General features: G+C 45.8%; 13 protein-coding genes. 7 read left to right on the forward strand and 6 right to left on the reverse strand.

Going from position 1 to position 13217, the window contains the following annotated elements:
• The first annotated feature begins 34 nt into the window (after positions 1-34).
• Positions 35-928, forward strand: coding sequence for a DUF6671 family protein (locus ACAY30_RS00955; RefSeq protein WP_290251223.1), 894 nt, complete (start codon positions 35-37; stop codon positions 926-928).
• Complete coding sequence (locus ACAY30_RS00960; protein WP_290251222.1) at positions 925-1911, forward strand: L-threonylcarbamoyladenylate synthase; 987 nt, start codon at positions 925-927, stop codon at positions 1909-1911. Before ACAY30_RS00955 ends, ACAY30_RS00960 begins: the two co-directional genes overlap by 4 nt.
• Before the next feature lie 120 nt (positions 1912-2031).
• Here ACAY30_RS00960 and ACAY30_RS00965 read toward each other — a convergent pair whose 3' ends face one another.
• The 3 genes from ACAY30_RS00965 to ACAY30_RS00975 form a co-directional block, all read right to left on the reverse strand.
• Positions 2032-2430, reverse strand: a complete 399-nt coding sequence (locus ACAY30_RS00965) for a MaoC family dehydratase (RefSeq protein WP_290251221.1) — start codon at positions 2428-2430, stop codon at positions 2032-2034.
• On the reverse strand, positions 2427-4220 hold the full coding sequence (gene phaC, locus ACAY30_RS00970) for a class I poly(R)-hydroxyalkanoic acid synthase (protein WP_290251220.1): 1794 nt from the start codon (positions 4218-4220) through the stop codon (positions 2427-2429). Before phaC ends, ACAY30_RS00965 begins: the two co-directional genes overlap by 4 nt.
• Before the next feature lie 181 nt (positions 4221-4401).
• Positions 4402-4731 (reverse strand): phasin family protein, encoded by a 330-nt coding sequence (locus ACAY30_RS00975; RefSeq protein WP_290251219.1) that lies wholly within the window; start codon positions 4729-4731, stop codon positions 4402-4404.
• An 816-nt stretch (positions 4732-5547) separates the two neighbouring features.
• Between ACAY30_RS00975 and ACAY30_RS00980 the strand changes: the two genes are divergently transcribed.
• Positions 5548-6900: an MFS transporter gene (locus tag ACAY30_RS00980; RefSeq protein ID WP_290251218.1), complete on the forward strand. Its 1353-nt coding sequence runs from the start codon at positions 5548-5550 to the stop codon at positions 6898-6900.
• Between the two features lie 40 nt (positions 6901-6940).
• Here ACAY30_RS00980 and ACAY30_RS00985 read toward each other — a convergent pair whose 3' ends face one another.
• On the reverse strand, positions 6941-7774 hold the full coding sequence (locus tag ACAY30_RS00985; RefSeq protein ID WP_290251217.1) for a LysR family transcriptional regulator: 834 nt from the start codon (positions 7772-7774) through the stop codon (positions 6941-6943).
• 152 nt (positions 7775-7926) lie between these two features.
• Between ACAY30_RS00985 and maoP the strand changes: the two genes are divergently transcribed.
• From maoP to ACAY30_RS01005, 4 genes are all read left to right on the forward strand, one after another.
• Positions 7927-8292, forward strand: a complete 366-nt coding sequence (gene maoP, locus ACAY30_RS00990; RefSeq protein ID WP_290251216.1) for a DUF413 domain-containing protein — start codon at positions 7927-7929, stop codon at positions 8290-8292.
• Between the two features lie 203 nt (positions 8293-8495).
• Positions 8496-8894 (forward strand): DUF6746 family protein, encoded by a 399-nt coding sequence (locus ACAY30_RS00995; protein WP_290251215.1) that lies wholly within the window; start codon positions 8496-8498, stop codon positions 8892-8894.
• Between the two features lie 201 nt (positions 8895-9095).
• Entirely contained in the window at positions 9096-9662 is a 567-nt protein-coding gene (locus ACAY30_RS01000; protein ID WP_290251214.1) for a DUF3365 domain-containing protein, read from the forward strand.
• Between the two features lie 160 nt (positions 9663-9822).
• On the forward strand, positions 9823-10347 hold the full coding sequence (locus tag ACAY30_RS01005; RefSeq protein WP_290251213.1) for a peptide-methionine (S)-S-oxide reductase: 525 nt from the start codon (positions 9823-9825) through the stop codon (positions 10345-10347).
• Between the two features lie 74 nt (positions 10348-10421).
• On the opposite strand, the gene ACAY30_RS01010 is transcribed toward ACAY30_RS01005, so the two are convergent.
• Positions 10422-11294: an EamA family transporter gene (locus tag ACAY30_RS01010; protein ID WP_290251212.1), complete on the reverse strand. Its 873-nt coding sequence runs from the start codon at positions 11292-11294 to the stop codon at positions 10422-10424.
• A gap of 63 nt (positions 11295-11357) precedes the next feature.
• Positions 11358-13205, reverse strand: coding sequence for a TonB-dependent receptor plug domain-containing protein (locus tag ACAY30_RS01015; protein ID WP_371189974.1), 1848 nt, complete (start codon positions 13203-13205; stop codon positions 11358-11360).
• Positions 13206-13217 lie beyond the last annotated feature (12 nt).

A 13217-nucleotide genomic window follows, 5' to 3' on the forward strand; every position in this document is an offset into this window, starting at 1 on the left:
CTATTATCAGCCAAACAAATAACAGAATAGCAAGATGAACAAAAAAAATCCGCAGTCTACCCCGACAGCGTTATGTAACCAAACCCATGTGACCGACGCTCAGAGCGAGCGACAAACAGTGGTGTTACTCACTAAGCACGGGAAACAGCAACAAGTGGCACCCGAGTTAGCAAAATTAGGCTTTCGCGTTGAGGTAACACAACAATGTGATACCGACCAACTAGGCACCTTTTGCGGTGAAGTAGAGCGAAGCTTGTCGCCAATTGAGTGCGCGATCAAAAAAGCGCGTTTGGCGACTGAAGTATCCGGCGAGCGCTGGGGGCTGGGTAGTGAAGGCAGTTTTGGTCAGGGTCCAATACCTGGGTTGTTCAATTGGGACAGCGAACTTTTGGCGCTGTACGATGCTACAACTCAACAAACCATCGTCGCCTCAGCCGCTGGACCGGTGATGCTTACGCGTTATCAAGGTAATGATCTCAATGCGATGCGTGCGGCTTTAGCTGAGGTAACACCTGGCCAGGCGTTGATTTTAAAAACCGAGTCAACGATAAGCAAAGGCTTGGCCACGGTTGACGACGTCGTTGAACGACTGAGGTCTTCGCAGCTTATTGAAAATGAGACTAAACTTGTGGAATCTATCGTGGTAGAGCCTGATTTACGAGCGATGCACTGTCCACAGCGCCAAGCCTATATTGTAAAGGCGGCACAACAATTGGTTGAACGCATGCAATCATTGTGTCCACAGTGCAACGCACCTAATTTTTACTATGTTAAAGCCATTACGGGCTTACCCTGTGGTGATTGCGGTACGCCGACAGAGCGGGCCAAGGCGTATTTGAAGCAATGCTCACAGTGTCAGCATCAGTACCAACAGCCTTGCGCTGAAGCCGTCGCCGATCCTTATGTATGTCAGTGGTGTAACCCATGAAAACGCTCATTTTAGACTCGAGAAAAGCCAAAGATATTGAACGTGCAGCAACCTTGCTAAAGGCTGGCGAGCTGGTCGCCTTGCCTACCGAAACGGTATACGGTTTAGCAGCAGATGCCAGTAACCCCGAGGCAGTGGCAAAAATTTTTGCGGCTAAGCAGCGACCCACGGATCATCCACTGATCACCCACATTGGCGATCTAGCAAAGCTTAAAAACTGGGTTAAGCAGGTACCTGATTGGGTTTATCCACTCGCCGAAAAGTTTTGGCCAGGTCCGCTTACGTTAATTTTTGAGCGGGGAGAGCATGTATCGGATGTGATAACCGGTGGTTTACCGACCATTGGTATTAGGATACCTGATCACCCGTTGCTGTTGTCTTTGCTCAAACAATACAACTTGGCCGTTGCAGCACCGTCGGCCAATCCGTATCAAAAGCTAAGCCCGACGACAGCCGAGCATGTGTTGGCTGGACTTGATGGTAAAATTGCTGCCGTAGTTGATGGCGGTCCGTGCCAAGTGGGCACCGAGTCGACCATCCTGCGCATTAGTGAACACCGTGCTGAAATCCTGCGCAGTGGTCCGTTGGCAGCCGCTGATTTACAGCCCTTTGTCAAAGTGCCAATCAGCACGCCGTTGGCACACCAGCAGGCGGTATCTGGTAATAAAAAAATCCACTACCAACCCAATGCGAAGGTGGTTATTTGCTCGAGTGATGAAATTACCCACCGAGTTGCCCAGAGTGATACTAATACCGCGGTATTGCTGTATGGCCAAGGTGTTAGTGATGAGGGCAGAGATAAGCTCTCGTGTCGAGTGGTAAAAAACATGCCGGTAGATCATCACGGTTATCGCAAGGCGCTTTATGCGGCGTTATACGAGCTGGATATCATCGGCGTGCAGGAAATCTTGATTGAGACGCCACCTAAAGAGGAGAGTTGGAATGATATTTGGGATCGCTTGAGTCGTGCGGCCGCAAGTTAACATTGAGACTGAGTGACTAATATAATAAAGCGTTGCTGCTTGCGTAATAACGACAGACAGCAACGCATTATATACATCATCGGGCGGTGCGCTAAGCAGTGCGCTAAGTAGTGGCTAAGTTTATTTTGGCAACAGCACCACAGCTTCACCATCAACACACACTTTACCGTGTTGATCGACAACTTGAGTTTTAACCGTGGCAATGGGCTTGTCGTCGCGGATATGTGCTATGGTCACTATGGCCGTCACTTGATCACCTACGTAAACAGGGCGCTTAAAGGAGAGGTTCTGACCTAAGTAAATCGTACCTTGTCCTGGCATTTTATAACCGAGCAAACCTGATATTAGGCTGGATACCAACATACCATGTACAATGGTGCCACCAAACTGAGTATTTTTCGCGTACTCTTCATCCAGATGGACAGGATTAAAATCTTCCGATAACTCGGCAAATTGACCAACGGCTTGTTGATCAAATCGCTTAGTAACCTGTGCTGATTGTCCTACTTCAAACGTCATGCAGTGTGCTCCTTTACTGTGTCAATTTCGATATCGCCGCTAAGTGGGGCAATGCGTTGGCGAACATAATCACCTGGCGCATTGGCAAGAGACTGGTCGAGTGTGCGCGCTGCAACTTGCTGGTCATCGCTGATCGAGGCCATCCATTGCATCCAACTCGGCCAAAAGCTGCCTTCGTTAAGCGTGGCATTTTCAAACCAGGTATCGGCATTGTCGCACAGCTCACCGGTAAAGTGGCCGTATTTGCCGCCTGGTGGGTTAATGATACCGGCGATGTGCCCAGATTGGCCCAACACAAAGGTTTTATCGCCACCGAGCTTAAGCATCCCCTGATACGTACCTTGCCACAAGGCAATATGATCTTCGATGGTTGAGACGAAATAGGTTGGAGCGTTCACTTTCGCTAAATCGATCGGGGTACCTCGAACGCTAAACTCACCTGTTTGCACTAACTCATTTTGCAGGTAAAAATGGCGTAGCATGGTTGAATGTGCTTTGCCCGCAACATGAGTATTATCGCAGTTCCAATACAGTAATTCGTGCGCCACAGGGCGCTTACCTTTTAGGTAACCATCGATGTAATAGTTCCAGTAAAGGTTATTTTCACGCAATAAACTAAATGAAACAGCAAGTTGTCGTCCATCCATAATACCGTTAGCCGCATTTTGCTGTTCGATGGCTGAGACCATAGGCTCATTGATAAAGTGCCCCAACTCGCCTGGGTGACTAAAGTCTAAGATGGTGGTAAACAAGGTTGCCGATTGCACCCTTTTTTTCATGCGCCGAGCAGCCATATAAGCCATGGCGGTGACGAGTGCTGTACCGCCGATGCAGTAACCAATAGCGTTTACCTCTCGTTCTCCACATGCGGTTTCAACGGCATTGAGGGCTTCGACGACACCATCAACAATGTAGTCTTCAAAGTCAATTTTGCCACCAAGTTGCTTGTCGGGGTTGACCCACGACACCATAAATACCGTTTGGCCTTGGTCGACAAGATATTTAACCATCGACTTTTTCGCACTCAGGTCCATGATGTAATACTTGTTGACAAACGGTGGCACAATTAAGCTTGGTCGTTTGGCGACTTTTTTGGTGGTTGGCTGATATTGAAGTAATTCAAATAGGTGATTTTTAAATACCACTTTACCCGGCGTTGCCGCTAAGTCTTTACCCAGTTCAAATGCGCTTTGATCGGTCATACTGATGTTGAGCATACTGGCACTGCGCTTAAAATCTTCACTAATAAGCTGCAAACCATCAATCAGGTTCTGACCATTAGTTTGTTGGGTAAGTTTTAAAATTTCAGGGTTCAACGACAAAAAATTACTCGGAGCTAAGGCGCTGGTGTATTGGCGGGCGAAGAATTTCATCCGATTTTTTTGCGCGTCATCGGTGTCAGGTAGATTATCAATCCACTCAAAAATATTATTGCTCATCGCCAGGTAAGATTGCTTGATAAAATCGAACCAAGGGTGCGAGTGCCACTCATCACTGTTAAAGCGGCGATCGCCTTTTTCTGGCGAGACCAAAGGCTGGTGATTACTGTCAGTGGCACGCAACATGGTATTTTGAAAAATGGATACTTGATCTTGCCACCACTTCATTTGTTGATTTAACAAGTGAAATGGATTTTGCGCGTTTTGATTGACGGCGCTTGAGAAATCGTTGGTTTGTAAATTTAACAGTGAACTAAATGTTTCTTGCTGTGATTTTGTAATTGATTCAAGCATTTGTTGGTTTACTTGGCACATTGAATCAAAAAGTTGAGAGAATCCAGGGATGTTCATAAGAAGTCCTTTGCGTTAATGCAGCACAGAAAAGAGAGCTCGGGCGTGTTTACCTTTGTTTAATCATGCTCATGTAGCTAGTGCAAAAAATAGCCCATTGTAAACAATGCCAGCAAAGGTCAACGCCCGAGGTGATAGCTCTCCCTGTGTGATCTGTAAAGCAGAGTGCGGTCGTTGCTGGCTATACCGCCGCTTTCGCCGCAGACTCATAAGCCGCTTTTAGATCTTTGTTAATTTCGACTAATTTTTGGGTATCGGCTTGAACGCGCGCTTGAATTTCTTTGGCTAGCTCAACTTGCTTAGCACCCAGTTGGCTGATGTCTGCCGGTGACTGAATTTCGCTTAATTGCTTAAGTTGAGTTAAGCCAATCTCACTGTAAAACTTTGCAGAGTCTAATTGCGCTGCCGTTAGCGTTTCTACTTGTTTTACCACTGCGCTGTTAAGTTCAACCCACGGTTTCATTCCCGCTTGGACTTGTTCGCTAAATCCTTTAAACATGTCGTTGTACATAATTTTCCCCTTAGCTTGTTGTGAATACTTTTTGTACTAGTTGAAAAATATACAAACATTCGTTTAAAGTAAAGACTCTACTCCTCTGATCAGTTACAATGTTTAGGTTTTATACCTATATTTGATGAATAATTATTCTTATTGTTTTGGTGTTGGTTTTTTTGAGTATTAGCTCTATCAAGGGGTGCAGGCCAATGGCAAATATAAAAAATGCCAGTTGTTTAATTTTTATTCAATCGAAATTTTTTTTATAAATTTGTATTTATTTTAGGGTTTTGTTGGTTTTTTAGATGCTGTTCACTAAGTGGTTGCGCTTGTTATTGGTTTTTTTATTTTGTCGTATAAAGTAAATTCATTGACGTGAATAAGCTATATAACGTAATTTTTAGTCCATTTGGAGTATGCATAAATATTCTTTTGTCTAGGCTGGGGTAAGGCGCAATGCGTTGTGTTTCTCGCGTTGTTTTGATTTGCAATGTTGAATATATCGGTGCTGATTTACAGCTTTTAGGCTGGTAACACTAAGCAGTACTTATTGTTGATTACTGTGGTGTTACGGTAAGTGTAAACAAATTGTATTAACGCTTGTTTTTTAAAGTAATCTTTAGCATATTGGCGCAGAAAGTTGGTCACTACTATTGGCTAATAAGTACTTATGAGTACCCAAAAAGCTTGAGACGACTATAATCAAATTATTATTTGCCTGTACCGTGTAAGTCGCGTGTGTATATCGCGTTACCTTGGCTATCTTCGATCTGGGTCGTTGCGGTAAATGTGGTGACTGGCAAAGCTTAATATCCAACAGGTACGGCATCAATGCGCGCATTTTTATCTCTATATCTCTCCAATTTGTTTTTAGTCGGTGGCTCGGGCCTGCTCACCACGTACTTGGCGGTCTTACTAACCCGCGATGCGGTATCAACCGGTTTAATTGGCTTAATGACATCCTTGTATTATTTAGGTTTGTTACTCGGGGCGAGAATTGGCTACATGTTGATCGCAAACGTCGGTCATATTCGCACGTTCGGGGCCAGTACGGCCATTGTTACCGCCTGTGTTGCCTGCCACGGTATGGTTGATAACACCTACTTTTGGTTGTTATTGCGCTTGGTCGTGGGCATCGCGATGATGTGTAATTATATGGTGTTAGAAAGCTGGCTGAACGAACAGGCCAGTGCTGAACAACGCGGGCGGATATTTTCGGTGTATATGATCACTTCTTATTTGGGCACGATGTTGGGGCAGTGGTCTTTGTCGTACTACCCAGAGCTTGGTCTGGAGCCGCTGCTACTTATTTGTTTGGCACTGGCAATTGGTGTTGTGCCACTGACCATCACCAGACGTATTCACCCCAAGCCACTAAAGCCAGTATCGGTAAGCTTTTTTTACTTTTTCAAGAAGGCGCCACAGGCCCTTATGGCGGTATTCTTTGCCGGTATGATCAGCGGTAGTTTTTACGGCTTGGCACCGGTGTTTGGGCAAAAGGCGGGGTTTGACGCCGAACAAGTCGCGCTTTACATGTTTGTTACCGTGTTAGCGGGCTTTTTAGCACAGTGGCCAATGGGGGTGTTATCCGACAGGGTCGCGCGCAGTGCATTAATGCGCGGTAATGCACTATTTATCGCGATTATATCGGCTTTTATTTTTGTTTTACCTGTGCACCAAATATACTCATTTGTACTTACCTTTGCATTTGGTTTGGGTATTTTTACCTTGTATCCACTGAGCTCGGCGTTGGCTAATTCACGTGTTGACGATGAAGATAGAGTGGGTATTGCATCGGCCTTGTTGATTTCGTTTGGTTTAGGTGCGGCACTCGGTTCGGGGGTACTTGCCAAGGTGATGGATATGTTTGGTTATGCATCATTGTACGGGGCGACAGCCATACTGGCATTCATCATGCTTATCGCACTCACCTTAATAAATACCCAGCAAGACGACGAAGAGCCGGGCGAGAACGATTACATGGTGTCAGCGTCCGATGTTAATGCCTCGCCCATGGTTTCCTCACTTGATCCGCGTATTGAAGAAGAGGTCGCCCAGGAACAACTTATGGTGACCGATGAAGACGAGATGTTACAAGAACTCAATGAAGAAGAGCAGCAACTAGAAGGTGAGTGGGAGCAGCTCGTCACTTCGGTGAATAAACAACGCGACAGCGATGGATAAACCGACGATATTGACATGAACAACGCGAGTATCAATAGCGTTAGTTACACTCGTCGGCAAGACATGTTTTAAAGTCATTGATAAACGCTGGGTTTTGATTGTCTTTGCGATAGGCTAAATATATCGGACGCAATACCTGTAGCTGTGTGTCAATTAGATGCAACGATTGATCATTGAGCTGCTCAGCCACCAGTTCGCTTGGTAGGTAGGCAAAGCCGCCATTACTGCTGATGTATTGCTGGGCAATTTTAGCGGTAGTGGTTTTTAAACACGGCGTTAGTTTGTGGTGCATGGCGTGTTCTTTGGCAAAGGTTAACCCCCAATCGACCATCACATAGTTCGCCACATCATCGCTAAATTGCGCCGAGCTACCCACCAGCGACAAACTAAAATGGGCGAGCTTTTCACAGTGAATTTCATGGTCGCTAATTGGATCGGTGAGGAGTGCAACATCTAATGAGCGATCTAATAATTTTCGTTGAATGGCTTCTCTTACCGATATTTCGGCACTCAGCACAAACTGTTCAAAACGCGATATAAGCAATGGCATGCGCGAGTTTAAAAATGCATCCCAGACATTGGACGTGGTCGCTAAATAGACGGCGGGTTTTTGATTGGTTATCCGCTTGAGCGCCATCTTTGATTCGTCTAACTGCTTCACCATTTGATAGGCGTAAGCAAGCAGAGCCTCTCCCTGCTCCGTTAAACGCAAGTTGTTTTTATCGCGAATCAGTAAGCTTGTATTGTAAAAGCTTTCCAGTTGCTTAATGCGCGCGCTAACGGCCGCGGGCGTTATAAATAACGTATTGGCTGCATGGCCAAAATGCCGGTGGTTAGCCACCTCAATAAAGGTTTTAAAGACGCGAATATCCATGCCAAAACATACAACAAAGATCAACATACCCAAGGTAGAATCTAACTAAAACTTGTCGTCACGACAAATTTTTTTTGATGTTTTTAACGACATTTTTTGCATACATTTACAAAAAATAACGTTTTTGACAATCACCTATGAGAGGGTTAATCGTGGAAACAGATATTCGCAAAGGTATAAACAGCTTTTATGGTGACCCCATTTTTAAAACGGGCCTTTCGCGTAGCGGTCATTTCACTATAAAAGAAGCGCAGTTGTTAAAAGACTACGGTTGGACGTTACAAAGCTTAAGTAACGGCACGTTATTTGCCGATAACAATGAAGAGCGCACTTTCATTGAGCAAATAAACAGTGACGAACCGCCGACGCTGTATTTGGCCTCGCTTTGGAAAAAGTACTTGGCCGCTATACAGCGCAGTAAGGTTGGTTATGGGTTTTCGGTGTGTAATCGCGCGCCGGCGACATTTGAACCAGCCCCGGATTATCGCAGCAGTGATGATTTGGAATTTATGGACTAACCATTGTCACGTTTGCAGTAAATCAATACGCTAAGGCGCGGTATTTCGCGCCTTGATAATCCAACAACTAACGATACGCACGTCGGCTTGGTGTTGTTCGCCACATAGACACTGCTCAACGGTATTAATACTCCCACCTTTTTTGCATATATTGGCTGATGTGTAACAATAAATTACACCGTAGCCAATTACATATACCGTTGATGAAAACATTAACTACCCTGCTAACGCTGCTTGTTGCCAGCGCCTCAATTGCTCAAAATGCGGTGGCAAAAAACAGCGAACCATATCAACACTTCCCAGCGCTTGAATCGCCAAATACGCAAGTTGCGCTGTGTCATTTAACGCGCTTTAATCAGCAGCTAAAGGCAATTACTGACAAGCCCGAGCTGTCTGCGCAAGACATGGTAAAAGTGCATCAACTCACCTATACCCTCGAAAATGCGTTGATGCGCTTACAAACCGATTTAAAAGACATCGCGGCTGATTTAGAAACGGTGCACATTGCCTCGGAGCAGCTTGATGCCGCTGCGATTAAAAGCGCCGGTGACGACTACTTACAAGCGCTAGACCTACTGCTCAACCCCAAATCGTGTCCTTAGCGATAGTTAAAGCTCTTGAGCTGATAAACTCGGTTAGCGACTCGCGAGCGATACATTGCTTGGCTATGGTTAATTAATACGCCCAGTTCGGGTACGGTTAGCAGGTGTGGTTTTGAGCCATTGGCAACGTGTGATAAGCCGCTAGCCGAACTGACTTGTAGACAGTCGACCTGCACAGAGGTAAACAAAATAGGAGCAGTGATGATGCGATGTATGTATCTTGCCGGCTTGCTGATGATAGGCCAATTACAGGCCGAACCGTTAAGCCAACAGCAGCTTGAGGCCGAAGCAACAAAACGAATGCAAAGCTTTGCCGGTGAATTGCAGAGTACCCTGATGAATGCGATACAGGCGGGCGGACTTGAAGCCGGCGTTGAAGTGTGCAGTGCACAAGCGCCAGAAATAGCTAAAAAATATTCCAAAGACGGTTGGCAACTAAGCCGAACCAGCCTGAAAACCCGCAATCCAAGTAATCGAGCTGATGCCATGGAAAAAGACGCTTTAATGGGCTTTGTTGATAAAATGGCACAGGGGCATCAGTTGACCAGTTTGAGCTTTACGTCATACAACGTTGAAACACAGCAATTTGTATTGATCAAACCCATAGGGACGCAAGCGGTGTGTTTAAGCTGCCACGGCAATGCAATTGACCCTAAACTGCACGATAAAATTAAATTGCTTTACCCCGAAGATACCGCAACCGGTTTTAGTCTTGGCGATTTACGCGGGGCTTTTGTGGTGCGCTATCAAGGCGTTGCAGAACAATAGATTTTGCCGCGGGTCATGACATACGCGATTTATTAAAGCGTTGGTGTAAGCGGTATTGCATCATAGCCGGCTTTTCACGCGCACAACGCTTTGACACATCGCTTATTATTGATTAAATTCACTGCTTAATTTCAGCGACACCATTATTAATACAGACATTATGAATACAAAACGCAGCGCGAATAGCGATTTAGTTAAGCAGGGTGACCTCGAGGTCATCTATATTGCAGGCGGTTGTCTGTGGGGTGTTCAAGAATTTGCCAAACACATCCCTGGGGTAGAGCATACGCAAGCGGGTAGAGCCAATGGCAGTAGTCACACAACTGATGCTCCTTATGATGGCTACGCAGAATGTGTAAAAATCACATTTAATCCCAACGCGGTCTCTGTTGATTCACTGATGGACTACTTCTTTGAAATTATTGACCCCTACAGCCTAAATAAACAGGGCGATGACGTAGGTGAAAAGTATCGCACTGGTGTTTACAGTGAACACGCACATCACCTTGATACCGTGCGCAAGTATATTGCTGCCCGTGACGATAGCGACGATATTGTGGTTGAGGTACTGCCTTTGTTGAACTATGTGAAAAGTGACGACGAGCATCAAGACCGACTGACTCGTTTTCCACAAGACTATTGTCATATTCCTCAAGCGCTGTTGCACAAGTACAAGCCCCAATAAAAAAAGCCCCAATTTTTTGCTGGGGCTTTTTTTGTCACACGGTGTGAAACACCAATCTCGGTTTACAACTCGCTTTACCTGTTGGCTGTTACCCGCGTACCAATAACTAGTGCCACAGCAATGGTTATAGCACCTGCTGCTAAGCGCATTAGGTCTTCGGTTGAGCGCTCATCTGCTTCACCAAACACAAACAAAGAGGCAAACATAGCTAACGGCACCACCGCATTGTTAAATGCCGAGAGCGCACCAACGGTGGTTTTCGTTGCACCTTTATTCCAACAGAAGAAACCGATGCCAGAGGCGATAACGCCGAGGTACACTATCACTGCCCATTGTTTAGGGCTGGCTGATAACGGCACGGGTATTTGATTAAAAATAACCACGGTTACCAAGGTTGTGAACAGCAACGCGCCGAGGTACAAAAAGCCAAATATCGCGCTGTTATCTACCTCAGGTCTGGCGTGCTTCCAGTTGCGGTAATAAACCTGACCAAAAGCGAATGACAAATTGGCAATTTGCATCAGAGCAAAGCCCAACCAGATGTCGTCAGTGGCAAATGTGTCGGCTTTTATTATGGCCGCACCTAATACCGACAATAAAGCAGCCACTAAGTACCACGGGGTAAATTTGCGTTTGCTCAAGTCGTAAATAAGCACCACGTACAATGGCGTTAACACACTAAATAACGCCACTAAATGCGACGGTAAAAAGCGAAACGCCAACATGTAACAGGTATACATCACCCCATACTGTATTGCGCCCAATCCAAGCAGTTGTAGCTTTTCTTGGTGGTTGGTTTGTCCCAATTTTAGAAACGGCAAAAACGCCAGTGATGCCAATAGCAATCGCATATCGGCGATTTGCATTGGCTCAATACCTTGTAACGTGTTGCCAATGAGGCCAAAAGAAAAGGCCCAAATTAGCGTAGTGATGGTCAAATACAGCATGGTTATATCTAGTTTTGTCAGTTAGCTTATTGTGGCACGTTAAGTGCCACATGACTCAAACTTTTACCAGTGGTAATTGGCGGTGATCGAAAACTGGTCGCCGCGTCCTGGTGTGCCCGGAATTTCTTCAAATGATTCATCCCATGCATTATCCACGGCAAAGACAATGTCGAGCGCGTCAAATTGTACTGGTGAATAGGTGAGGGTGATATGCGTAAACAGGGCACTGTCATCACCATTTCTCAAGGCGTTGTCTTGTTGTTTTCGCCACTCGTTGTCAATGCGCATTTCAAGGCTTTCACCAAGCTCCCAAATGGCACCAAGCGTTAGCCGATGAGGTGGATAATTTAACGCGTAAAAGCTGGCGTCGATGCTGTCGTCAAAGTAATTTTCAGATTTGTCTAAGAAGGTATAACTGACAACAATGTTGGCACTGTCGAACGATTTAATGGCAATAAACTCAACCCCAATGGTTTCGATATCCACTTGGTTTGCCGAACGCGCCGAGGTTGAATCAAAACTGTAGGTCCAGTCGGTGAGTTGATTATCCCAGCGGTAGAACACGGCAGAGTCAATGCGCCAATCAAGATTTTCTACTGATAAGCCCAGCTCTAAATTTTTACTGGTTTCGCGTTGAAGGTCGTAATTACTGCGAAATAGCCCGCCGGTGTCGCTACCACCAATGGCCGAATAACCTGCCACTTGTGTAGCTTCAGCATAAGACAAATACAGGTGACGAGTCGAGTTATCAGCATTTACTGTATGCCAAGACAAATCACTGATAAATGAAAAATCGGCGTCGTCGCGATTGGTATCGTCAAACGCGCCACCTAAGCGAAAGGTCAGACGTTGATTATCCGCTAGGTTTGTTTGGTACTCTGGTACCACACTGACTTTGTAGTAGTCACGCGAGGTGAAGTTATTTTCCAAGGTGGTTGATTCAATGGAGTCGGCCATCACTTGACTCGAGTAGTTAATCGATAACCCATCATTGACATGGTGCTCACCGGAAAACGCTAGCGATTTAACGTCGGTTTGGTGAAATGCTTGAAACGCTCGCGGATTTTCTCGTGAGAAAACGTAGTGATCATTGTGTTTGCGATAGTACGCCGACAGTTCAAAACTACTGTCAGAGCCGTATTGTTGGCCGTGATTGAGCATCAGTAATCGGGTGCGCAACTGTTCGGTTTCATTGACATTGTACGGCGTATACATGTTAGGCCAGCCAAAGAATTTTTCTTGGTAGCCAAAAAACAGGTCGGTTTGAGAGTCGCTGTCGCTGTATTGCAGGCGAGCAGAAGCGCGTTCAAACTGATGATCGCCGTTGTCTATGCTACCGTCACTTTCAGAGCGAGAGTACTCGCCCTCAACACCCCAGCTGCCTTGGGCTGAATTGCTTGGCCACGTGTACGCGCTATACAGGCGCTGTATGTTAAAGCCATTATTGCCGAAGCCTGCCGATAAGCCGCCACCGGTATTAATCTGTTTCCATTGATACGACACACTACCCACCGAACTGTTAACGCCGTATAAAGCGTTATCGACACCGGTTAAAATTGCCGCAGCGGTTAACATTTCTGGGGCAATCGGGATTTCAGCAAAATAGTGTCCGGTTTGCGGATCGTACAGTGTTGCGCTGCCTACGCGAAATCCGGTGTTTTCAAAAATACCACCGCGAATGGTCACGTCAGCCTGAGCTTCTGCCATATTGCGCGACTGTAAATCAACACGAGGGTCATACTCTAAGTTAGAGATCGGAGAGGCAAATGTTCCCACGGGAAGCGTATTGGCGGTTACCTTGCCTTCAACCGTGATATTTTCAATATTATCAGTGTTTGTTTCGGCATTGGTATCAGCCAAAGAGACCATGGAGATGGCACTTAATACCAAGGTGTTGACAGCTCGGAGCATTATATTTCCTTT

Origin of the sequence: Thalassotalea ponticola (assembly GCF_041379045.1) — a bacterium.
In the GTDB taxonomy this organism is placed as follows: domain Bacteria; phylum Pseudomonadota; class Gammaproteobacteria; order Enterobacterales; family Alteromonadaceae; genus Thalassotalea_A; species Thalassotalea_A ponticola.